Source organism: Enterobacter cloacae complex sp. R_G8, assembly GCF_024599795.1.
In the GTDB taxonomy this organism is placed as follows: Bacteria; Pseudomonadota; Gammaproteobacteria; order Enterobacterales; family Enterobacteriaceae; genus Enterobacter; species Enterobacter dissolvens.
On sequence record NZ_CP102246.1, the window covers coordinates 2,970,379 to 2,992,157 of the forward strand.

Here is a 21,779-nt window from a genome sequence, read left to right on the forward strand (position 1 = left end):
AAGGGTATCTGACATGAGTAACCAGGAATTTCATCAGCGCAGACTTTCTGCTACCCCGCGCGGTGTAGGCGTAATGTGTAATTTCTTTGCCCGCACGGCGGAGAATGCCACGCTTACCGACGTGGAAGGCAACGACTATATTGATTTCGCCGCCGGGATCGCGGTACTGAATACCGGCCATCGTCATCCTGAACTGGTGGCTGCAGTGGAAAAACAGCTTCACCAGTTCACCCACACGGCCTACCAGATTGTGCCGTATGAAAGCTACGTTTCATTAGCCGAAAAACTTAACGAGCTGGCTCCGGTGCAGAGTCCGGCCAAAACGGCATTCTTCACAACGGGCGCGGAAGCGGTGGAAAATGCCATTAAAATCGCCCGGGCCCACACCGGCAGACCGGGCGTGATTGCCTTCGGAGGAGGCTTTCACGGCCGAACCTATATGACCATGGCGTTAACCGGCAAGGTCGCGCCTTATAAGCTGGGATTTGGCCCCTTCCCGGGGTCGGTGTATCACGTGCCGTATCCCTCGGAGCTGCACGGCATTACGACGCAGGATGCCATCACGGCGATAGAACGCCTGTTCAAAGCAGATATTGAGGCGACACAGGTGGCGGCGATTATTTTTGAACCCATCCAGGGTGAAGGCGGGTTCAACGTCGCCCCGCCAGAGCTGGTGGCCGCCATCCGCCGTATCTGTGATGAACACGGGATCGTGATGATTGCCGACGAAGTGCAGAGCGGCTTCGCCCGTACGGGTAAACTGTTTGCCATGGAACACTACGCGGACAAGCCCGACCTGATGACGATGGCGAAAAGCCTGGCAGGCGGGATGCCGCTGTCCGGCGTGGTGGGCCGCGCCGAAATCATGGACGCGCCGGCGCCCGGCGGTCTGGGGGGGACCTATGCAGGCAACCCGCTGGCGGTGGCCGCCGCGCACGCGGTGCTGAATATTATCGACAACGAGTCACTGTGCGCCCGCGCCCGGCATCTGGGCGATCGACTGAAAGCCACCCTGGAAGAGATTCAGGGCACCTTCCCTGCGCTCGTGGCGATAAGGGGAAGAGGATCGATGATTGCGGCGGAGTTTTTTGATCCCGAGAGCCGTCAACCGTCGGCCGCCATCGCGCAGGCGATCCAGCAAAAGGCACTTGCCCAGGGCCTGCTGTTATTGATCTGCGGCCAGTATGGCAACGTGATCCGCTTCCTTTATCCGCTGACCATTCCGGATGCCCAGTTCACCCAGGCGCTGGGGATCCTGCAGCAGGTTATGCGTGATAAGGCCTAAGCGCCCACCGAAAACCGTCTGCCGGCATGCCGGCGACGGTTTCAACGCAGGAGATCGGCACAGATTTCCTCCGGGTGGGAAATGTTGGGGAATTTGGTCTGTTTCATTGTATGCTCCCTGAAACACATCCCTGGCAAGAGGAAATAAGAATTGCAAAAAATATCCGCCTATCAGTCACTTGTGAAAACCTTCCAGCGTCTCTCCCGCTTCTCGCACCTCTCCTCCATCGCCAGCTGGGACATGTTCACCATGATGCCGCCCGGCGGCAGCGCCGCGCGCGGTGAAGCGCTGGCGGAGATGAGCGTCCTGCAGCACCAGATCCTCACCGACAAAAAAGTGGGCGACCTGCTGGCTGCGGCGGCAGATGAAGATCTGAACGATGTCGAACAGGCCAACCTGCGCGAAATGACGCGTCAATATCAACAGGCCTCGCTGCTGCCGGAATCGCTGGTGGAAGCCAAATCGCTGGCGGGCAGCAAGTGTGAACACGCCTGGCGTACCCAGCGTCCGGCCAACGACTGGCAGGGTTTTTCCGCCAACCTGAAAGAGGTGGTCAAACTGAGCCGCGAAGAGGCGCGTCTGCGCGCGGATGCCAAAGGTTGCTCACCTTACGACGCGCTGCTCGATATTTTTGAGCCGGACATGACCAGCGCGCGCCTGGACGTGCTCTTTGCTGATATGAAGTCGTGGCTGCCGGATCTGCTGGTAAATGTGGTCGAAAAACAGGCAAAGCAGTCGTTCGTCCCGCCGCAGGGACCTTTCCCGACGGCAACGCAGCGTGAGCTGGGGCTGGAAGCCATGAAGATGCTCGGCTTCGATTTTAACGGTGGTCGTCTGGACGTGAGCGCACACCCGTTCTGCGGCGGCGTGCCGGAAGATGTGCGCATTACCACACGTTATGACGAAGATGAACTCCTCAGCGCCCTGTTTGGTGTGATCCACGAAACCGGACACGCGCGCTACGAACAGAACCTGCCGCGCGCGTGGGCCGGTCAGCCCGTTGCCCTGGCACGTTCAACGGCAATCCACGAATCCCAGAGTCTGTTCTTTGAGATGCAGCTTGGCCGCAGCGAGGCGTTCCTGAAACATCTCCTCCCTGCCGTTCATGCCCGTTTTGGTAGCCAGGCGGCGTTTAGCGAAGAGAACTTTATCGCCTGGAACCAGCGCGTGAAGCCGGGCTATATCCGCGTCGATGCAGACGAAGTGAGCTACCCGGCACACGTGGTGCTGCGCTATGAGATTGAGCGGGCGCTGATCAATGGCGATATCGAGGTCGACGACATTCCGGCCCTGTGGGATGAGAAAATGCAGGCCTGGCTCGGGTTATCCACCAAAGACAACTACCGCAACGGCTGTATGCAGGATATCCACTGGACCGACGGCGGATTCGGTTACTTCCCGTCTTATACGCTGGGGGCGATGTACGCTGCGCAGCTGTTCCACGCTGCGAAAACGGCGCTGCCGGGTCTGCAGGCGTCTATCGCGGAGGGAGATCTGTCGGCCCTGTTTGACTGGCTGCGCCAGAACGTCTGGCAACACGGCAGCCGGTTTACCACGTCACAGCTGATCACCCAGGCGACGGGAGAAGATCTGAATATCCGCTACTTCCGTGAACACCTGACCTCGCGTTACCTGTAATGACCCACGCCGGGGAACGCCCCCGGCGTTGTACAAACGGTTACACGCCGATACCAATCACTCACGGAAACCCCGAATTTACAGGGATATAGTTATTTCAACGGCCCCGCAGTGGGGTTAAATGAAAAACCAAATTCGAGGGTATGAACATGAATAAAGTATTAGCTCTGGTTGTTGCCGCTGCTATGGGTCTGTCTTCTGCTGCGTTCGCTGCTGAGACTACTGCAACTGCTCCAGCTGCCGCTGCACCAGCTGCAACCACCACCGCTGCTCCGGCAAAAGCGGTACACCACAAGAAACATCACAAAGCCGCTAAACCTGCTGCAGAGCAAAAAGCGCAGGCGGCTAAAAAGCACCATAAAAAAGCCGTAAAACAAGACGCCGCTAAACCGGCTGTTGAGCAGAAAGCACAGGCCGCGAAAAAGCACCACAAAAAAGCGACGAAACCCGCTGTAGAGCAGAAAGCTCAGGCTGCTAAAAAGCATCACAAAAAAGCAGTAAAACACGAAGCTGCTAAACCAGCTGCTCAGCCAGCTGCGTAAGAGTACAAGCTAAACCGTGCCCTTCGGGGCACGTTGGTAAACCGGCGCTGAACCTTTCAATACAGCGCCGTTTTTTTATCCGGAGGGCGTATGCTGCGACGCTATCGGTTTGAGTTGATCCTTATCCTGCTTATTTTATGCGCGCTCATCGCAAGCCAGTTTTATCTTTCCTGATCGTAGCACGCTGATTTTACTCCCACTTTAGCGCTGTCCCGTCTATAGTATTTTCATAGGGTTCACTTTTAATAATCATAATTACCCCCACCAGAGTGTGATATGCGTAAATCTGTTGTGTTATTACTGGGAACGTTTGCTCTTTTTTCTGGATTCGCGCATGCGGATGATGGCGATGATGACACCATTAGCGCGAAAGAGCTTAAAACGCTGTTTTTCGGTCATGATGATCGTACGCGTGTCGCCGATCCTACCCAGGCCCCGTGGGATGCCATCGGGCAACTGGAAACCGCCAGCGGTAACTTATGCACCGCCACGTTGATTACCCCTGAGCTTGCCCTGACCGCAGGCCATTGCCTGTTGACGCCGCCGGACGGCAAACCCGACAAAGCCGTGGTACTGCGATTTGTGTCTCAGAAAGGGATGTGGCGCTATGAAATTCACGGTATTGAAGGCCGGGTTGACCCTTCGCTGGGTAAGCGCCTGAAACCGGACGGCGACGGCTGGATAGTCCCGCCCGCTGCGGCCTCCTGGGATTTCGGTCTCATCATTTTGCGCTACCCGCCTTCAGGTATTACCCCGCTCCCGCTCTTTGACGGGGATAAAGCCGCACTGACCGCCGCGCTGAAAGCCGTCGATCGCAAGGTGACGCAATCCGGTTACCCGGTTGATCATCTGGATACGCTCTACACCCATACCGACTGCATTGTGACCGGCTGGGCGCAAAACAGCGTGCTCTCGCACCAGTGTGATACGTTACCGGGCGACAGCGGCTCACCGCTGATGTTGAAAACGGAAAACGGCTGGCAGCTGATTGGCGTGCAGAGCTCGGCCCCGGCGGCCAAAGATCGATGGCGCGCAGATAACCGTGCTCTCTCTGTGACCGGTTTTCGTGACAAGCTGGATGCGCTGGCGCAACAGTAAATCAGCACTGTTTGACCTGACGTAACGCCACAATTGACTCAATCGGCATTGGCTGGCTAAACCAGAAGCCCTGCAACTGATCGCAGCCAGCCAGCCGCAGCAATTTCATCTGTTTTTCGTTTTCCACCCCTTCCGCGACCACTGCCATGCCCAGGGCATTGGCGATGCGCACTGTTCCACTCACCAGTGCGGCGGCCTGTTCATCGTCATCCACCAGCCCGGCAAGAGATTTGTCGATCTTGATGGTGTCAAAATTAAAACGCCGCAAATAGCCAATGCTCGAATAGCCTGTGCCAAAGTCATCCAGCGCTACCGCCGTTCCCAGTGCTTTCAGGTTGGCGATGGCCATGCGGGCGCGCTCCGGATTTTCCAGCACATAGGTTTCCGTGACCTCAAGCTGCAGTCGATTGGCCGGGAAACGGGTGGTCTCCAGCACCTGGGCAACCTTGTCTTCGAATTCAGGATCGCGAAACTGCGCGGGCGAGATGTTAACGGAGAGTTTTAACTCGCTGAAAGGCGCCATGTCCCGACAGGCCCGATGCAAAACAAACTGACCCAGTTTGTAAATCAGGCCGCTGGTCTCGGCGATGGAGATAAAAGTGTCCGGGCCAATCTCGCCGCCCGGACGACGCGGCCAGCGCACCAGCGCTTCAACACCGCTCATTTTCTGGCTACGCGCGTCGATGATCGGCTGATACCAGACCTCAAACTCGTCCTGCTCCAGCCCGTTACGGATCTCATTTTCAATCGCCAGTTGACGTTCACGGGCACTGTTCAGCTCCGCGTCGTAGTGGGTAATACGCCCTTTTCCGGTCACTTTGGCGTGATACATGGCGATATCCGCACGGCGAAACAGTTCAGAACTGCTGCATTCAATCAGGGTGCCGCTGGCAATACCGATGCTCGCACCAATATGAATGGTGCGATCGCCCAGCCGTATGGGGGCGTTGAGGAAGTCCAGCACGGCATTGGCAAACGCGGTGGCAAGGGTTTCCGCATGGTCGCCCCCCACGGTCATGGCAAATTCATCGCCACCCATTCGCGCCAGCATTCCCCCTGGCGGAACGCGGGCACTCAGCGCCTTCGCAATCGCCACGATCAAATCGTCCCCCACGTCGTGACCGTAGATATCGTTCACATCCTTAAAACCATCCAGATCGACAAACACCACGCTTTTTACATCAATATCACCGCGTAAACTCACCTGTTCCAGCGCCTCGATTAACGCGCGTCGGTTCGGCAAATGGCTTAACCAGTCCGTTCTCGCCACCAGTCGCGCCTGGCTCTCACCCCGGGCCAGTTTGTACAGGCCGATGCTGCTCACCAGAATGAACAGCAGGATCAACCCCGACGCTAACACCACAATCTGCGTGATATCGGATGAGGCCGCCCGGGCAGCCTCCGCGCCCGGCAGGCGTGCCTGCCAGTTGATATACCCCAGTAACTCTCCTGCTGAACTGCGCAGCGGCAGGCTCAGAGCGCTGATTTTGTCAGGGCTATAGTTAAGGTTATCAATCTGAAAGGTCGTTCCCAGATCGGATAATATTTTGCCGTTAAGGTGGCGAGTAATCACCAGATAGCGGCGCGTGCCATCGTGAACCTGTAATCGCCCGACCATCGGGCGAATCAGCCCAATGCCGATAAACGCCACACCGTGGCGTGTCTGAGTGATCCCGGCGTAGATATTTTTATCGCTGGATAACGCACGCCGGTGCTGGTCAATCAGCGCTTTCAGGCCCTGGCCAAAAAAGTCGAGCGTCGTCTCGGTGAAGGGCTGGCTCTGAAACGAGCCCCAGATAACGTTGAAGTGTTCATCCAGCACGAAGGTGCCATCATAAAGGTTGTCGATCTTAAAGCCGGCGCCCCAGGTGTTATACAACCATTCGGTATTGAGCGTTGGGCGGTAGGCCTCACGAACCGCGTCGTCCCAGACCGCGTTATCAATGACCAGCGAGGAGACCCGGTTGACTGAGGTCTGAATAGCCCCCTTTACGGATAGCGCCGAGCGGTGTTCATCAATCTCGTTGGTTTTGGTGCTGATAAGATGCAGGGAAAGGTAGAGCAGCGCGACGATGGAGATGATTAAGCCGATCCCCGCCATGAAGATCATGGCAAACAACGTTCTCGCGGTGGGAATATTGCGCCAGCTTAATGTGCGATACATCAGCCATCCTCTTCATGTTTTGCTTTTCTAAGCGTAATACAGGCGGCGAATTTCGCCGCCTGAAGATGATGGCTCTATTTTATCAGGCGAGTTTTATCATAATCATGCCGGCCAGCAGCAGTGCCAGACCGATCCAGCCTTTATTATTTAATCGTTGGCCGAAGAGTATCCAACCTGCTGCCAGGGTCGCGGCTATACCAAAACCGCCCCATAATGCGTACGCCACTGACAGATCGATACCTTTTACCGCCTGCGACAGGGCGCTAAACGCACCCAGTACGGCAGCAATCGACATCAGGCCGTAAATTTTACGGCGGAAACCATCAGAGAATTTCAGAAAGACGTTCGCCAGAATTTCCAGAACAATGGCGAACCCCAGCCAGGCCGCGTGGATCCATTCAAACTGTTGCATGGGTCTGCTCCTTCTGCTGTTTTGTCGGTTTACGTGTACCCGATTTAATCAGCACAATCCCGACAACCAGCGTCGTCAATCCGGCAATTTTCATTGTTGATAATGTTTCGTCAAATAACAAAACGCTGAACAGCGTAATCAACAAAATACCGATACCTTCCCAGAGGGCATAGGCTACCCCCAGCGCGATTTTCTTCACCGCAAACGAGAGGAAAATATAGGAAAGTGAAATCATCACCAGCATTAAAATAAAACCGGTGTTGCCATCGCTGACGCTTGCCCATTTCATAGACAGCGTGCCGGTAATTTCAGCGAGAATAGCCAGGGCTAATAAAATCCAGTAAAACATGTTTTTCTCCTGCTTGAGAATATAATCCATCGCGGCTCGCTGCGAACAGCAAACCAGAAAAAAAGAAATTAAATCAGATAGCTAAGCGCGTAGCGCCAGCTCAGGCAGAAGACGTGACTATAGCGCGTTGCGCCAGTGTTGCTCAGCAGACAGAAGGCAGAAAGAGGTGGAAAATACAGCAGTGTGGTTTGAAGAATACGTCCTGAACAAATTGTCCATAAAATTACAATTATCCGCGGTGTTGCTTCTCGTCTTTGCGGATCAAAATTGTCCTCGGTAGTTGAACACGCTGAATTTGTACCATAAGTCAGGATTTTACTCAAAGTCTTTTCAATTCTTTACTGAGCTCGTTTGATTTTGGTTAGTTTATTTAAATGCCATTCGCATTTATCATTAATAAAAAATATTCAGGAACCGCCATGGCTAAACCCATCATTACCCTGAACGGCCTTAAGATTGTCATCATGCTTGGCATGCTGGTGATCATCCTGACGGGCGTTCGTTTTGCCGCCGATATTATCGTGCCTTTTATTCTGGCGCTGTTTATTGCGGTGATCCTTAACCCGCTGGTTCAGCGCATGGTACGGCTACGCATACCGCGCGTGCTGGCGATCACCCTGCTTATCAGCATCATCATTATCGCCATGGTGCTGCTGGTCGCTTATCTGGGCACGTCCCTCAATGAGCTGGCACGCACGTTGCCGAAATACCGCTCGTCGCTGGTGATACCGCTGTTGCAGATTGAGCCCTGGCTGCAGCGCGCGGGCATTGAGGTCTCCGTTGAGGAGTTGCTGAAGTATATCGATCCCAACGCGGCCATGACCCTGGTCACCAGCCTGCTGGCGCAACTCTCTAACGCCATGACCTCTATTTTCCTGCTGTTTTTAACCGTGGTGTTTATGCTGCTGGAGGTGCCGCAACTGCCTGCCAAACTGCAGCAGATCATGGTTCGGCCGGTGGAAGGAATGGGAGCCATTCAGCGCGCGCTGGACAGCGTCTCCCGCTATCTGGTGCTGAAAACGGCGATCAGCCTCGTCACCGGGTTTGTTGTCTGGGGGATGCTGGTTGCGCTGGATGTACGGTTTGCCTTCGTCTGGGGGCTGCTCGCCTTTGCGCTCAACTATATTCCCAACATCGGTTCCGTGCTGGCGGCCATCCCGCCTATTCTTCAGGTGCTGGTTTTCAGTGGCTTGTATGATGCACTGGTTCTGCTGGCCGGTTATCTGGTGATTAACCTGGTCTTCGGAAATATTCTTGAGCCGCGCATGATGGGGCGCGGGCTCGGGCTTTCCACGCTGGTGGTGTTTTTATCCCTGATATTCTGGGGTTGGCTGCTCGGCCCCGTCGGCATGCTGCTCTCCGTTCCGCTGACCATCATCGTCAAGATTGCGCTTGAGCAGACGGCGGGCGGACAAAGTATCGCCGTACTGCTGAGCGATATGAGCCACAGAGGCTGAGCAACCCGTTACTTAAACTATTCGCGCCAGCCCATCGCTGGCGCTACATGTTTGAGGATCGACTCAATCACATGCGCGTTGTAGTCCACGCCAAGCTGATTCGGCACGGTCAGTAACAGGGTATCCGCTTCGGCGATCGCTTCATCCTGCTTCAGCTGTTCAACCAGCTTATCGGGCTCCGCCGCATAGCTGCGTCCGAAAATCGCCCGCGTTTTTTCATCCAGATAACCCACGCTATCGCTGTCGTTGCGGCTGGCCCCGAAATACATCCGGTCACGATCGTCCATCAGGGCGAAGATACTGCGGCTAACCGACACGCGCGGCTGACGGGTATGGCCCGCCTCTGCCCAGGCCTGACGATACGCGCGGATCTGTTTTGCCTGCTGAATATGGAACGGCTCACCGGTTTCATCGTCTTTCAGCGTTGAGCTTTGCAGGTTCATGCCCAGTTTTGCGGCCCAGACCGCCGTTGCATTTGAACCCGCCCCCCACCAGATGCGGTCGCGTAAACCTTCAGAATGTGGCTCCAGGCGCAGCAGACCCGGCGGGTTCGGGAACATCGGTTGCGGATTTGGTTTCGCAAACCCTTCTCCGCGCAGCACCTCAAGCAGCACCTCGGTATGACGACGCGCCATATCCGCTTCGTTTTCCCCTTCCTGCGGGACATAGCCAAAGTGACGCCAGCCATCAATCACCTGCTCCGGCGAGCCGCGGCTAATGCCCAGCTGCAAACGCCCACCGGAGATCAGATCCGCCGCCCCGGCGTCCTCCGCCATGTACATCGGGTTTTCATACCGCATGTCAATCACGCCGGTACCGATTTCGATGGTTTTGGTTTTTGCGCCTATCGCCGCCAGCAAGGGGAACGGCGAGCTCAGCTGGCGAGCAAAGTGGTGTACGCGGAAATACGCGCCATCTGCGCCCAGCTCTTCAGCCGCTACGGCCAGATCGATGGACTGCAGCAGCGTGTCCGCTGCGGTTCGGGTACCGGACTGCGGCGACGGCGTCCAGTGACCAAATGATAAAAATCCGATCTTTTTCATAACAGGTAATCCTGAGAATGTGATGCGTTTCCTCTACTTTACGCATTACCGGGCAACAATAAATGCCGTTTATTTAACGGAATGCTTCAAATAAATTGACTGAACTGCGCAGATCGCCATGACGTTCCATAATGGGATATAATTTCGCTCACTCTTTTCCTCGCAGGTAAAACCGGCAATGGCTCTGATCCCTAAAAACTACGCGCGGCTGGAAAGCGGCTATCGTGAAAAAGCGTTAAAAATTTACCCATGGGTCTGTGGGCGCTGCTCACGGGAATTTGTCTATTCCAACCTCCGTGAACTCACGGTCCACCATATCGATCACGACCATACTAACAACCCGGAAGATGGCAGTAACTGGGAGCTGTTATGCCTGTTTTGCCACGATCATGAACACTCGAAGTACACCGAAGCAGACCAGTACGGCACCACCGTTGTCGCGGGAGAAGACGCGCAAAAAGATATGGGTGTCGCCACCTTTAATCCGTTTGCTGATTTGAAAGCGATGATGAACAAGAAGAAATAATCTTCCTGGTTTTTTCTTGTCTCGCCGCTTCTCCCCCTCCGGCCAGCTCTGTTCACCCGTATACATAGACGTACCAGGTAATGACATAGATGGCCGTTATCATTGCCCCGGCGACGCCGAGGAAGACCGCATCTTTCAGCTCCACGCTAGAATGTCCAGGTGATGGCGGCGGTGACAGCGCCTTCCTGACGTCGCGATACGATTGGGCTGTTATTCGCATGCTCCCCAAGCCAGGTGTAGTCAGCGCTCAGCAGCGTGCCCCAGTGGGCATCGAGCTGATGGCTCCATGTCAGGCTGTTGTCTATACCGTAGAATCCACCGGGCGCTGAATAACGGCTATAGCCGGCGCGCAGACTCTGCTGCTGACTGACGCCATACCAGGTATTCATGTAACGGCTGTCGCCAAACAGGGATGCAGACTGAAAAACAATCGTGTCCTGACTGTTTTGCAGAGGGATCAGCGTGACAGAGGCCTGGTAGTTTACCCCCTGACTGTCCGTTACAGGCAGGGTCGCTTTGCCTTCCACGCTGAGCCAGGAAGTGATTTGCCAGCCGACTGCCAGCCCGGTATTCAGGCTGGTATCGATCTCCCCCATCCCTTTCAGATTATTCGCTCCCTCGCGCCAGCTGGCGTTTTCGTCCGCCCTCCCCAGGTCGTAACCCAGCGTATGTTCAAGGTACACGCCGCTGTCATTTTGCAGGTCATATCCAATGCCTTTCTGCGCATCAATAAAGAATGCGCCTTTGCGCCCCTGTAAAACAGGAACCCCTTGCCATACCTGCTTGTCAGAGCCTGAATAACGAGGCGCATAGCGTCCTCCTGCCCCAATCGTCAAATAGTCGGAAGACGTTTGTGCCTCATCGGCGTGTACGCCGGATGCTGCCGTCATCAGAAACGGAACGGTCATATACAGGGCTTTTTTTCTCGCTATCATACTGGTCTCCACTTCTACGTTGTGCGCAGTATGATTTGGCTAAATCAATGAATAGTCGGGATAGTGTTAAGAAACGGTCAAGGTGAACAGATGTTGTCCAGAAGAGTGCTGATTATTGAAGATGATGCCGATGCGGCTGGCGTACTTGAAGCCTATTTACGCCGTGAAAATTACGATGTGACCGTCACGGGGGACGGGCTGGCCGGACTGGAGATGGCGCAACGCTGGAAACCCGATCTTGTCTTGCTGGATGTCATGCTTCCTGGACTCAACGGAACGGAGGTGCTGGCCAGCCTGCGTCGCAAAAGCGACGTGCCCGTTATCATGGTGACGGCTATGGGCGATACGCCCGATCGCATCGGCGCGTTGAGATACGGGGCTGATGACTATGTCGTTAAACCCTATCATCCAGGTGAAGTCGTGGCACGGGTGCAGGCGGTGCTGCGCCGGAGTAACAAAAACACGCGCGAAGAAGAGATCCTTCGCTGGCAGACGCTGGAGGTGGATGTCACGGCCATCGTGGCGAGTATCGTCAACGATGACAACACGCCACGGGTACTGGATCTGACCCCAACGGAATTCTCGCTACTGACCACGCTAATGCGTTCACCTTCGCGTCCTTTTTCCCGTCAATATTTACTGGAGCACTGTTTGCCGGAAAGCGAGGCCCTGGAGCGGGTGGTGGATACCCATATTTATAACCTGCGTAAAAAACTCGAAGCCGCGGGTATTTCCGGCGTGCTGGTTAACGTTCGCGGCGTGGGTTACAGGTTCAGACAGCCATGATAAAGACCCGTCATTCCTCCCTCTGGCGCTGGATTTGCGCGCGCATCCTGGCGCTGGCGATTGGCAGCGTGATCGTTATTGCAGCCTGCATGTGGCTGCGCTACGCCGTGCAGAACTACTGGATAATGGGCAAAATGCCCGCAGCGGTCCGGCAGGAGTTTCTCACGCTCAGCCAGAATCCGCAGTCAAACCCGGCCCGCTTTCACGATATTGTAGACAGCTGGTGGGGGCTCAGTTACTCCACTCCGTCCATCGCCTCGGCTGACTGGGTCACCGTGGCTCTGCTGGTGCTGGTGATGATCCCCTTCATCGTGGTGATGGGGCTTAAGCACGCACGTCCTCTGGCGCTGCAGTTCAGCTGTCTTCGGGATGCGGCCAAAGATGTGGCCGATGGACAGTTTGGCCGACAGGCCGAGCTGGTGAAAGATGCGCCTGCAGAAATGATCAGCTTTGCAGCTGACTTTAATACCATGACCGGACAACTGGCTCGCTATGAAAAGGAGCTGCGCGCCTCGCACGTTGCCATGGCACATGAGCTGCGCTCTCCCCTGACGGCAGCCATTGGACGTCTGCAGGGTATGATGGACGGTGTGTTTGACGCCAGCCCGGAGCAACTGGGGATGGTGATGAAACAGCTCCAGCACCTCAACCGGCTGACCGATGAATTGCATCTTCTCTCTTTGGCTGATGCGGGGAATCTTGTACTTGAAGAACGGCCATTGCGTCTGGATGAGCTGATTCAGGAGCGGGCAGACTGGATCACCCCGCAGGCCGATGCGCATAATTTTACGATAACGTTGCGTAACCCGCGCGCCTGCCCTTTCAGAGGCGATGCGTTCCGTATGGGACAAGTGTTTACGATCCTCATGGAAAATTCACTCCGCTACGGACGCGAGGGAGGCCATCTGGAGGTGTCCCTGCATTATGCCAGGGGGCATTACACCCTCGAATTCGCCGATGACGGTCCGGGTGTATCAAAGCACTTTTTACCGGACATGTTTAAGCGATTTAGCCGCGAGGAACAGTCTCGCGCCCGCCACTCCGGCGGCAGCGGCCTCGGTTTATCTATTGCCCAGGCGATTTGCCAGGCGCATGGGGGAAGTATTCACGCGTCATTGCCGGATACCGGAGGACTTGTGGTGCGCATCCAGTTGCCCTGGCGCGCTTATGACGAGGAAAATTCCCGTTCTTGATAAACCCTTGACACAACATCGAATCTTTCTCGATGAACAGCCGATTAAATAACGCCATCCCTTTTCTGGAGCGGCGTTATGTCAGACGAATTCATTCTCTCCCTCCGCCACAGTCTGCATCATGTATACAGCGTGGCGCGCACCCTTTCCTGGCTGCACTTTATTCCCCTGGTGATACTTGCTCTGGTTATTTTCCCGCTAACCGGCTGCGGCGATAAACACGAAAACACGCCGCCCCCCGTGCGGGCGGTACGCTACAGTGTGGTGGGTTCAGCGAAAACGCTGCCGGCACTGGAAAGAACCGGTGAGATCCATGCCCATGATGAGACGACGCTGAGTTTCCGTGTCGGGGGCAGGATCCTCACGCGCGTTGTCGATATTGGCGATCGGGTTACCGCCGGGCAACTGCTGGCGACCCTCGACAATACCACCGGACAAAATCAGCTCGACGCCGCCACCGCTGACTATGAGGGTGCCAAAGCCTCAGCGCAGGTTGCCGCGCTCAACGTCAACAGAATGCAAACGCTGATGCCCACCGGCGCGATAGCCCGCACGCAACTCGACACTGCCCGTGCAGACTGGCTTGTCGCCAGCGCGCGTCTGAAAAGTAGCGAGGCGGCACTGCGCAACGCCCGGGAAAGCCTGGGCTGGACCCGCCTTCTCTCGCCGAAGGAGGGCATCATTACCGCGGTCAGCGCCTCTGCGGGCCAGATTGTCAGCGCAGGCCAGTCGGTGCTGACGCTGGCGACCGGTGAAGCCCGCGATGTGGTGTTTGATGTTGCCGCGCCCGATGAGATCCCCTCACCGGATAAAGCTCAATTCCGCATCGCCTTGCTGAGCGACCCGACAGTCAATGCTTCAGCGGTGTTACGCGATATCACGCCTCAGGCCGATCCCCTGACCCGTACCTGGCGTGTCCGCGCCACTCTGAACAACCCGCCCGCCGCCATGGCTCTGGGCGCCAGCGTCACCGTAACCCTGCCCTCCAGTGCCGCGTGCGGTTACGTCCTTCCGGCCTCGGCACTGAGTCGTTACGCAGACAGGCCCGCTGTGTTTGTGATCAACCAGCAATCTCAGGCGCAACTGCGCGTGGTTGTGCCGGCACGTTACACAGCCTCCTCCGTCATCATCGCCTCCGGTCTTGCGCCCGGTGACAGAGTGATTACGGCTGGCGTGAGCAAATTACGCTCAGGCGAACCGGTGATTGCCGGAGAGGAGCAGCCATGAACATGAGAAGAACAAAAGAGACAGTTAACCTCTCCGCCTGGGCGCTTAAAAATCAGCAGATGGTCAGTTTCTTTATGCTGTTAGTCATGGCGATGGGCGTGTTCTGTTACGAGCGCCTGCCGCGCAACGAAGATCCGGCGTTTACCATCAAAACGGCCGTGGTCTCCGCGCAGTGGCCGGGGGCATCGGAAGCGGACACGACCCGTCTGCTGACGGATACGCTTGAGAAAAAATTACAGGAGGTCCCCTGGCTTGATTATATCGAAAGCGAAACCCGGGCTGGACGTACCGTTATACATGTCAATCTGCGCGATGACACGCCGCCGCAAACGGTGCCGGATATCTGGTACCAGGTGCGGAAGAAAATGCAGGATATCGCCCCGTCCCTGCCAGAAGGTGTTCAGGGCCCTGCCGTCAACGATGAATTTGACGACACGTTCGGCACGATTTATGGCTTTATCCCCGAAGGCTATTCCCTGCGGGAGGTTCGGGATCGGGTGGAGACACTGCGTCGGGAGCTGATGTCCCTGCCGGATATAGGCAAAACCACCCTGCTGGGTGAACAGCAGGAACAGATGGTTCTGGCCTTTTCCCCGGCCCGTCTGGCGGGGATGGGTCTGGATATTCAGCAGGTTGCAGAGGCGCTCAGGGCGCAGAATGCCGTCGTCCCGGCGGGCATCATGCGCACGGGGCAGGAGAACATCGCACTCCGCGTCAGCGGTGCGCTCACCTCAGAGGAGAGTTTACGCGCGGTCACGCTGCATATTAACAATCGTTATCTTCCCCTGACCGACATTGCCACCCTCACCCGGGAAAACGCCGAGCCGCCCTCGCCGGCGTTCCGCGTCAACGGAAAACCGGCTATCGGGCTGGCGATTTCAATGGCGCCGACAGGCAATATGCTGCGTTTTGGCGCCGCATTGAATCAACGAGTGGCCGCCCTCAGCGCCGGGCTGCCGCACGGTATCGAGATGGTGAAAGTCGCCGATCAATCCGCGGTGGTCAGCGACGCGGTGAGGGGTTTTATCAGGGTTCTTACTGAAGCGGTGGTGATCGTCCTGGCCGTTTCATTTGTCTCTCTGGGGCTACGGGCGGGGCTGGTTGTGGCTGCGGCAATCCCGCTGGTTCTGGCCATGACCTTCGCCGGAATGATGCTGGCCGGGATTGGCCTGCAGCGCATCTCGCTCGGGGCACTGATTATTGCGCTGGGTCTGCTGGTGGATGACGCCATGATCACCGTGGAAACCATGGTTTCTCGTCTGGAGGCTGGCGATTCCCGTCGGCAGGCGGCAACCCGGGCATTCACCACGACGGCATTCCCGATGCTCACCGGCACCCTGGTGATGATCGCCGGATTTATTCCGGTCGGCTTTGCGGCATCCAGCGCGGGTGAATACTGCTTTTCTCTGTTTGCGGTCGTGCTGATTGCCCTGCTGTGTTCATGGGTGGTCGCGATCCTGTTTTCACCGCTGACCGGAACATGGCTGCTGCCGGAGAACATCAGGCATCATACCTCCGGCCCGGGGCGGCTCGCACGCGGCTATCACTGGCTGCTGCGCAAGGTTTTGCGCCACCGACTCGCCACCGTGCTTTGCGCCCTTGCCGCACTGGGTTTGTCCCTGTACGGGACGACGTTTATGCAGGGCGAGTTTTTCCCCGCGTCCGACAGACCAGAGCTGCTGGTGAGCCTGACGCTTCCGGCCAACGCCTCACAGCCGGAAACGCAAAGAGAGGCCGAAAAGCTGGAAAAGGCGCTGGCAGGTAATAGCAATATCGATCATTACTCAACATACGTGGGATCGGGCGCCATCCGTTTTTATCTGCCAATGGATGTGCTGCTGGAGAATGAAAACAGTGCCCAGTTGGTGGTGGTCGCGAAAAGCCTCACCGCCCGCGACCGTCTGCACGCACAGCTGAACAAGATACTGGCGACGCAATTTAGCGACATTATCACGCGCGTATCGCCCCTGGAGCTCGGGCCCCCGGTCGGCTGGCCCATCAAATACCGGGTTAGCGGGCCGGACTATGTGAAGGTTCGGGCGCTGGCGAATCACCTGACGGACGTGATTGGCCGGTCACCGCTCACACGTGAAGTCAACCAGACCGCCGGTGAACCGGAGAGAGTAATTACCCTTGCGGTGAATCAGACGGCGGCCCGGGCTGCGGGCGTGTCGTCAGAAAGTCTGGCCCGGACGCTGAATACGGTCTGGTCCGGCAGCGTCGTGACCTCGATACGCGATAATGACCGGCTGGTGGATGTGGTGCTCCGCGCCAGAGACAGTGAACGTCTTAATCTGGCCACACTGTCGTCGCTGACCGTTGAGGGGAACGATGGCAAAAAAATTCCGCTCAGTGCTGTCGCAACGCCGGTCTGGGGTGTGGACGATCCGGTTGTCTGGCGTCGTCAGCGCCTGCCGTTTATCACCGTGCAAACTGACCTTACGCCGGGGCTCAGAGCCGAGGTCGTCTCCGCCGCGCTGCGCCCGGTGGTGGATAAACTGCGTGCCCGATTGCCTGCGGGCTACCGTATTGAGGAAGGCGGCGCGGTTGCGGAGTCCGATAAAGGAAACCGGTCTGTCTTTACCGTTCTTCCGGTGACGCTGGTCATTATGTTGTTATTGCTGATGCTTCAGCTACGACGCTATTCACGGATGTTTCTGGCGCTGTTCATGGCCCCGTTTGGCTTACCGGGCATCGTTCTGGCGATGCTGCCGGGCGGAACACCGATGGGGTTCGTCGCCCTGCTGGGCGTGATCGCGCTGGCGGGCATGATCATTCGTAACGCGGTGATCCTGATCGGCGAAGCTGACAGCAATCTGGCTCAGGGGATGACGAACGATGCCGCCATTATTGCAGCCGCAGAGCACCGGGCCAGACCTATCTGTCTGACCGCCTGTGCCGCCATTCTGGGCATGATCCCCATCTCGCACCAGGTATTCTGGGGACCGATGGCGTATGCCATTATCGGGGGGTTGCTGGTCGCGACGCTGGTCACACTCACGGTACTGCCCGCGTCGTTCAGTCTGTTATTACAGTGGGGGGACGCTTTACGCAACCGGCGCAACGTATAGACCCGGTCTGTGCGCAAGAGATCCCCCCGGTCCGTTACGCGGCCGTCAGCGCAAAACGGGTTCTCAGGACCTCAGCAATATCCTCTTCCGCCAGTTGCTGTGTCTTTGTGCCATTTGCGGTGATGGTCTTCAGCATATTGCCCAGCAGGATCTGGCGTCCTTCGGGGTGATGCTGCACGACCACTCGCTTCTGCACAAAGATGGCGTCAGGATGGGTTGAATTCAGGTAGTTGGCCGGAATGAAATCAACCCATTCCTGAACAGAGAGATCAAAACCGTATTGATTAGCCCACGCCCCCTCCACCTTCGCCTGGAGCAGGTACTCGCCCCTTGCGTGACGGGTAAGGCGGAAGGTGTCGAAATCTTGTCCGATATCGACATCAAGCATGTCGAGGGCCATCGGCGCACGGATGCCATAGCTGCCAAACCCGAGGTCGCAGAGCCACTGACGGCCCTCCACCTCCGCCACCACCGCCATATGGGTTTTTGGGCGACGTGCCGGGTAGAACATGGGGCGCGCCGCCACAAAACGCCAGGAAATGCCTAACGCCGCCAGCGCCATGGCAAACAGCCCGTTGACCTCGTAGCAATAGCCGCCGCGCCCCTGATGCAGGATCTTATCGACAATCTCTTCGGGTACCAGCGAGACCATTTTGCCTGCCTGTACGTCCAGATTTTCAAAAGGGACCGCAAAGAGCTGATGACGCATCAGCGCATGCAGGGTGGCGGTATCGGCCGCCGCTGGCCCGGTATAGTTTATGCGTTTGAAATAGGTAGAAATATCAAAGTTGTCGCTGTGCATAGTGCCTCCTTGTCCTGAACATGCCGGACACTATAGATGGCGCTCCGCATTGGCTGTATAGTCAGTTTTATCGAAAATCAGACTGTACAGATCCCATGTCCGTCCCGTCCCCCCATTACCGCCGGATTGCAGAGATGCTGCGCCTTACCCTGGCTTCAGGTGCATTGCGACCCGGTGACCGGATGATCTCCGCGCGTAAACTGGCAGAGCGCGAGCACGTTAGCCTCCCGACGGCCCTCGAAGCCCTTCGTTGCCTCGAGGCCGAAGGCCTGATTGTTGCCCGTCCGCGTTCGGGCTATTACGTCCACCAGCCCCGCGTGCCACAGAACGAGCCATCATCCCACACGCCTCCCGGCCCGGTACCGGTGACCATGTCAGCCATCGCCCGCTCGCTTTTCAGTCGCGCAGAAGCGCGCCTGGTGCCACTGGGGGCCGCACTGCCCGACCCCACCTGGCTACCGGGAGATACGTTGCATCGCGCGCTTCATGCGGCCAGCCGTCGTCTGGAAGCACACGGTCAGAGCTACAGCCTGCCGCCGGGGCGAGTGGATCTGCGCAACAGGGTCGCCGCACGCGCGGCACAGTGGGGAGCCCATTTTGGTGCAGTCGATCTGGTCATCACCGCGGGTGCAACGCAGGCGCTGCGTCTGGCTTTGCGGGCCGTGTGCCAGCCGGGTGATGTGGTGGCGATTGAGTCCCCCGCTTACTTCGGCACGCTACTGCTGCTGGAGGATTTAGGTCTGAAGGCGTTGCAGATCCCAACCGATCCCGTCGAAGGCCTGTTACTGGCACCGCTGGCTGAGGCCATTCGCTGTCACCGTCCCGCGGCTGTGCTGGCCTCGCCCACGGTGCAAAATCCGCTCGGCGCCAGCATGTCCGTCGCTGGTAAACAGGAGCTGGTTGCCCTGCTTGAAGAGGCGGGCATCCCTCTTATTGAGGACGATGTTTATGGGGACCTGGTGGGTGAAGGCCAACGGCCTCCGGCCTGCAAGGCCTTCGACCAGAGCGGGAATGTGCTCTACTGTAGCTCATTGTCCAAAACCCTTGCGCCAGGCTGGCGTATCGGGTGGATTGCCGCCGGACGTTACCACACGCAGGTCTTACAGGCCCGCATGGCCGGGGAGTGGGCAGGCGCACCGTTAATTGAAGCCGCGACGAGCGAAATACTCGCCAGTGGTGACTACGATCGCCATCTTCGACGGTTGAAAGTTCGCATCGCCGAAGGGATACAGGCCGTTACCGCGCGGGTGGAGGCGTGCTTCCCGCCGGGTACGCGTATTACCGCCCCCGCCGCCGGTTTCTTGCTGTGGGTTGAACTTCCACACCAGGTCAATGCGCTGGAGGTGCATCGTCGCGCGCTGGCGCTGGGCATTGGCGTCAGCCCTGGCCCGCTGTTTTCCCCGGGGGCGGAGCTGATGAACTTCCTGCGCTTAAATTGCGCGAATGAACCCACGCCCCAGTTGCTCAACGCTGTGGAACAGATCGGCGCGATTTGTCACGAGCTGGCGGGTACCGCGTTCAGAGCGTCGATGCGTTAATGGTTACTGACTGGCTTGATCGTCTCTGCATACCGCATGGTGGCATTCAGAAATTGAAAACGGAAAGATTTTTAATATCGGCGTGTGGATTGGCGTTTTTTACCGCTATCAAAAAAGCAGAGAAATTATGATTAAACATCGTTACGTTCGGGTAAAACTGCACCTGTTTTTCCCTTCCGTTTTCAACATAGATTACTGACCAGATCCGACGATTATTAACCATCGTCGATCCCGGCTTAATGTTTACTATCCTGGCCAGTTCAATCTGAGTGGTTCTATCCTTCTGAATTTCATAAAAATAGCGCTCATCATAAAAATAAACCTTGCGGGAAAAACAATCAAAAAACCACGGGTTAGTGGATATTTTCTTCTTACCATGGGCATCTGAAACGATGCGTTTTGGCTGGCGAAATGACCTCACTCCATTCCTTATCACCAGACATAACCCAATAACCGGCAGAGCCATTAATAAAACGCTGATTGCTTCCCGCATATTCACCAATCCCGTTGATCACCGTCATGAGCGAGTATAACGGGTTCGTTCCTGAGAACAACATGCCCCCTGTCAGGGAATAATGCGTGCCGCCCTGAGCTGTGCGAACAGGCTGAAAAACATCTCGTCGGTGGCCCGCATGGCGGTGAATCCCGCCCGTCGCAGCTTGCTGCCATCACCAAACATGTCGTAATGCCAGCCAAACACGAAGTCGGCAAACTGTCCGTCGTTCAGCTGCAAAATCTCGCTTTCCACCAGCCCGCGAGCTGCGGCAAGTTCGCGCCATACCGCACGGTAGTCCGTAAACAGCTGCTGAAATGAGAGCCGGACCGGGGGGGCAGACTCCAGTTCAAACCAGCGTGCAATGCGTGGCCACAGCTCGCTCCAGCGCCAGATATCCCCGTTATTCACGTTGAATGCCTGGTTCTCTGCTGCCGGCGACGTGGCGGCCCACATGGTCGCCTCTGCCAGCAATTCGCCGTCGGTATGATCAACAATGCTGTGCCAGGTCTGTTCAGAGCCGGGAAAACGCAGCGGTAAATCCAGCGCCTTACACAATGAGGCGTACAGCGCGATGCTCAGGGCAAGATTCATGGTGTTGCCTGGCACCGTGCTACCCACCACACCCGGTCTGATGGCGCTCCAGTGCCACTGTTTTCCGCGTTGAAAATCGCTAAGCCACCTGAGCTGGGCCGCATTAAACTCTGCCCCCGGTACGCCGGGATCGCTTTCACGTGCCGGGGTTTTAAACGGGCCAAGATGCGCGCCGTAGACTTTGTAGCCCTGCATCAGGCTGACCGTCTCAAGAGGGGCCGTGTTTTCGAGATTACTGACCAGATGGCGCAGCATGGTGACGTTCGGTTCAACCATCTCTGTCCAGTTCGCGGCGTTGACCCAGGCGCTGTAAAACACATGAGTGATCCCGCTGAGCGCTGACAGTGCCCGCGCGCTGTCCTGCGCATCCAGTAAATCGACATTAACCATCGCAATGCCGTCAGGGTGAGATACCGCCTGGCGGCTCAGGCCAATAACCTCCCACTGATGGCGCAAAAGCGTTTTGACCAGCTGATTGCCAACAATCCCGCTGGCGCCAGCGACCAGTGCGACCCTGTGTTGCTGCGTCTTATTCATGGTGTTTCTCCGAAAGGGGTGACAGACACAGTGTGATCTATTATTTTTTCCTGATATATCCCCCGAATCCGATGGCATTTATAAGCAGA

Annotated in this window: 19 protein-coding genes; 11 read left to right on the forward strand and 8 right to left on the reverse strand. The window is 56.8% G+C overall.

Annotated features, from left to right (window positions below; translation table 11 throughout):
- Positions 1-13 precede the first annotated feature (13 nt).
- From puuE to NQ842_RS14055, 4 genes are all read left to right on the forward strand, one after another.
- Positions 14-1,285, forward strand: a complete 1,272-nt coding sequence (gene puuE / locus NQ842_RS14040; protein WP_163280939.1) for a 4-aminobutyrate transaminase — start codon at positions 14-16, stop codon at positions 1,283-1,285.
- A 150-nt stretch (positions 1,286-1,435) separates the two neighbouring features.
- Positions 1,436-2,923, forward strand: coding sequence for a carboxypeptidase M32 (locus NQ842_RS14045; RefSeq protein WP_257255995.1), 1,488 nt, complete (start codon positions 1,436-1,438; stop codon positions 2,921-2,923).
- Between the two features lie 149 nt (positions 2,924-3,072).
- The gene (gene asr / locus NQ842_RS14050; RefSeq protein ID WP_047362088.1) at positions 3,073-3,465 is read left to right on the forward strand and encodes an acid resistance repetitive basic protein Asr; all 393 of its coding nucleotides are present in this window, start codon (positions 3,073-3,075) and stop codon (positions 3,463-3,465) included.
- A gap of 276 nt (positions 3,466-3,741) precedes the next feature.
- Positions 3,742-4,563: a serine protease gene (locus NQ842_RS14055; protein ID WP_047362089.1), complete on the forward strand. Its 822-nt coding sequence runs from the start codon at positions 3,742-3,744 to the stop codon at positions 4,561-4,563.
- Position 4,564: 1 nt separating this feature from the next.
- Here the strand turns inward: NQ842_RS14055 and NQ842_RS14060 are convergent, their stop codons facing one another.
- The 3 genes from NQ842_RS14060 to mdtJ form a co-directional block, all read right to left on the reverse strand.
- Positions 4,565-6,727, reverse strand: coding sequence for a bifunctional diguanylate cyclase/phosphodiesterase (locus NQ842_RS14060; RefSeq protein ID WP_046887940.1), 2,163 nt, complete (start codon positions 6,725-6,727; stop codon positions 4,565-4,567).
- An 82-nt stretch (positions 6,728-6,809) separates the two neighbouring features.
- On the reverse strand, positions 6,810-7,139 hold the full coding sequence (gene mdtI, locus NQ842_RS14065; protein WP_014831693.1) for a multidrug/spermidine efflux SMR transporter subunit MdtI: 330 nt from the start codon (positions 7,137-7,139) through the stop codon (positions 6,810-6,812).
- Positions 7,126-7,488: a multidrug/spermidine efflux SMR transporter subunit MdtJ gene (mdtJ, locus tag NQ842_RS14070; protein ID WP_014831692.1), complete on the reverse strand. Its 363-nt coding sequence runs from the start codon at positions 7,486-7,488 to the stop codon at positions 7,126-7,128. Before mdtJ ends, mdtI begins: the two co-directional genes overlap by 14 nt.
- 419 nt (positions 7,489-7,907) lie before the next feature.
- On the opposite strand from mdtJ, the gene NQ842_RS14075 reads away from it, so the two are divergent.
- Positions 7,908-8,945, forward strand: coding sequence for an AI-2E family transporter (locus tag NQ842_RS14075; RefSeq protein ID WP_014831691.1), 1,038 nt, complete (start codon positions 7,908-7,910; stop codon positions 8,943-8,945).
- A gap of 17 nt (positions 8,946-8,962) precedes the next feature.
- On the opposite strand, the gene NQ842_RS14080 is transcribed toward NQ842_RS14075, so the two are convergent.
- Entirely contained in the window at positions 8,963-9,988 is a 1,026-nt protein-coding gene (locus NQ842_RS14080) for an LLM class flavin-dependent oxidoreductase (RefSeq protein WP_014831690.1), read from the reverse strand.
- A gap of 178 nt (positions 9,989-10,166) precedes the next feature.
- On the opposite strand from NQ842_RS14080, the gene yajD reads away from it, so the two are divergent.
- Entirely contained in the window at positions 10,167-10,514 is a 348-nt protein-coding gene (gene yajD, locus NQ842_RS14085; RefSeq protein WP_014169845.1) for an HNH nuclease YajD, read from the forward strand.
- 146 nt (positions 10,515-10,660) lie between these two features.
- Here the strand turns inward: yajD and NQ842_RS14090 are convergent, their stop codons facing one another.
- The gene (locus tag NQ842_RS14090; protein ID WP_257255996.1) at positions 10,661-11,449 is read right to left on the reverse strand and encodes a MipA/OmpV family protein; all 789 of its coding nucleotides are present in this window, start codon (positions 11,447-11,449) and stop codon (positions 10,661-10,663) included.
- Positions 11,450-11,539: 90 nt separating this feature from the next.
- Between NQ842_RS14090 and NQ842_RS14095 the strand changes: the two genes are divergently transcribed.
- The 4 genes from NQ842_RS14095 to NQ842_RS14110 all read left to right on the forward strand — a co-directional run bounded on the left by NQ842_RS14095 (position 11,540) and on the right by NQ842_RS14110 (position 17,726).
- Entirely contained in the window at positions 11,540-12,235 is a 696-nt protein-coding gene (locus tag NQ842_RS14095; RefSeq protein ID WP_014831688.1) for a response regulator, read from the forward strand.
- Positions 12,232-13,428, forward strand: coding sequence for a cell wall metabolism sensor histidine kinase WalK (locus NQ842_RS14100; RefSeq protein ID WP_014831687.1), 1,197 nt, complete (start codon positions 12,232-12,234; stop codon positions 13,426-13,428). Before NQ842_RS14095 ends, NQ842_RS14100 begins: the two co-directional genes overlap by 4 nt.
- 78 nt (positions 13,429-13,506) lie before the next feature.
- Positions 13,507-14,655 (forward strand): efflux RND transporter periplasmic adaptor subunit, encoded by a 1,149-nt coding sequence (locus NQ842_RS14105; protein ID WP_257255997.1) that lies wholly within the window; start codon positions 13,507-13,509, stop codon positions 14,653-14,655.
- Complete coding sequence (locus NQ842_RS14110) at positions 14,652-17,726, forward strand: efflux RND transporter permease subunit (RefSeq protein WP_257255998.1); 3,075 nt, start codon at positions 14,652-14,654, stop codon at positions 17,724-17,726. The genes NQ842_RS14105 and NQ842_RS14110 overlap by 4 nt, the downstream gene beginning before the upstream one ends.
- A gap of 34 nt (positions 17,727-17,760) precedes the next feature.
- Here NQ842_RS14110 and NQ842_RS14115 read toward each other — a convergent pair whose 3' ends face one another.
- Complete coding sequence (locus NQ842_RS14115; protein ID WP_257255999.1) at positions 17,761-18,528, reverse strand: arylamine N-acetyltransferase; 768 nt, start codon at positions 18,526-18,528, stop codon at positions 17,761-17,763.
- A gap of 134 nt (positions 18,529-18,662) precedes the next feature.
- On the opposite strand from NQ842_RS14115, the gene NQ842_RS14120 reads away from it, so the two are divergent.
- Entirely contained in the window at positions 18,663-20,066 is a 1,404-nt protein-coding gene (locus tag NQ842_RS14120; protein ID WP_229764270.1) for a PLP-dependent aminotransferase family protein, read from the forward strand.
- Between the two features lie 46 nt (positions 20,067-20,112).
- On the opposite strand, the gene NQ842_RS14125 is transcribed toward NQ842_RS14120, so the two are convergent.
- Together NQ842_RS14125 and NQ842_RS14130 are read right to left on the reverse strand one after the other, a co-directional pair.
- Positions 20,113-20,559: a hypothetical protein gene (locus NQ842_RS14125; RefSeq protein ID WP_014831682.1), complete on the reverse strand. Its 447-nt coding sequence runs from the start codon at positions 20,557-20,559 to the stop codon at positions 20,113-20,115.
- 72 nt (positions 20,560-20,631) lie between these two features.
- On the reverse strand, positions 20,632-21,690 hold the full coding sequence (locus NQ842_RS14130; RefSeq protein ID WP_257256000.1) for an SDR family oxidoreductase: 1,059 nt from the start codon (positions 21,688-21,690) through the stop codon (positions 20,632-20,634).
- Positions 21,691-21,779: the final 89 nt, after the last annotated feature.

Excerpts from the sequence above, each read along its gene's own strand:
- NQ842_RS14100 (WP_014831687.1), top strand. The coding sequence starts at position 12,232 with ATGATAAAGACCCGTCATTCCTCCCTCTGGCGCTGGATTTGCGCGCGC.
- NQ842_RS14105 (WP_257255997.1), top strand. The coding sequence starts at position 13,507 with ATGTCAGACGAATTCATTCTCTCCCTCCGCCACAGTCTGCATCATGTA.
- yajD (WP_014169845.1), top strand. The coding sequence starts at position 10,167 with ATGGCTCTGATCCCTAAAAACTACGCGCGGCTGGAAAGCGGCTATCGT.
- mdtI (WP_014831693.1), bottom strand. The coding sequence starts at position 7,139 with ATGCAACAGTTTGAATGGATCCACGCGGCCTGGCTGGGGTTCGCCATT.
- NQ842_RS14130 (WP_257256000.1), bottom strand. The coding sequence starts at position 21,690 with ATGAATAAGACGCAGCAACACAGGGTCGCACTGGTCGCTGGCGCCAGC.
- NQ842_RS14075 (WP_014831691.1), top strand. The coding sequence starts at position 7,908 with ATGGCTAAACCCATCATTACCCTGAACGGCCTTAAGATTGTCATCATG.
- mdtJ (WP_014831692.1), bottom strand. The coding sequence starts at position 7,488 with ATGTTTTACTGGATTTTATTAGCCCTGGCTATTCTCGCTGAAATTACC.
- puuE (WP_163280939.1), top strand. The coding sequence starts at position 14 with ATGAGTAACCAGGAATTTCATCAGCGCAGACTTTCTGCTACCCCGCGC.
- NQ842_RS14110 (WP_257255998.1), top strand. The coding sequence starts at position 14,652 with ATGAACATGAGAAGAACAAAAGAGACAGTTAACCTCTCCGCCTGGGCG.
- NQ842_RS14080 (WP_014831690.1), bottom strand. The coding sequence starts at position 9,988 with ATGAAAAAGATCGGATTTTTATCATTTGGTCACTGGACGCCGTCGCCG.
- NQ842_RS14055 (WP_047362089.1), top strand. The coding sequence starts at position 3,742 with ATGCGTAAATCTGTTGTGTTATTACTGGGAACGTTTGCTCTTTTTTCT.
- NQ842_RS14090 (WP_257255996.1), bottom strand. The coding sequence starts at position 11,449 with ATGATAGCGAGAAAAAAAGCCCTGTATATGACCGTTCCGTTTCTGATG.
- NQ842_RS14125 (WP_014831682.1), bottom strand. The coding sequence starts at position 20,559 with ATGCGGGAAGCAATCAGCGTTTTATTAATGGCTCTGCCGGTTATTGGG.
- NQ842_RS14115 (WP_257255999.1), bottom strand. The coding sequence starts at position 18,528 with ATGCACAGCGACAACTTTGATATTTCTACCTATTTCAAACGCATAAAC.
- NQ842_RS14120 (WP_229764270.1), top strand. The coding sequence starts at position 18,663 with ATGCTGCGCCTTACCCTGGCTTCAGGTGCATTGCGACCCGGTGACCGG.
- asr (WP_047362088.1), top strand. The coding sequence starts at position 3,073 with ATGAATAAAGTATTAGCTCTGGTTGTTGCCGCTGCTATGGGTCTGTCT.
- NQ842_RS14060 (WP_046887940.1), bottom strand. The coding sequence starts at position 6,727 with ATGTATCGCACATTAAGCTGGCGCAATATTCCCACCGCGAGAACGTTG.
- NQ842_RS14095 (WP_014831688.1), top strand. The coding sequence starts at position 11,540 with ATGTTGTCCAGAAGAGTGCTGATTATTGAAGATGATGCCGATGCGGCT.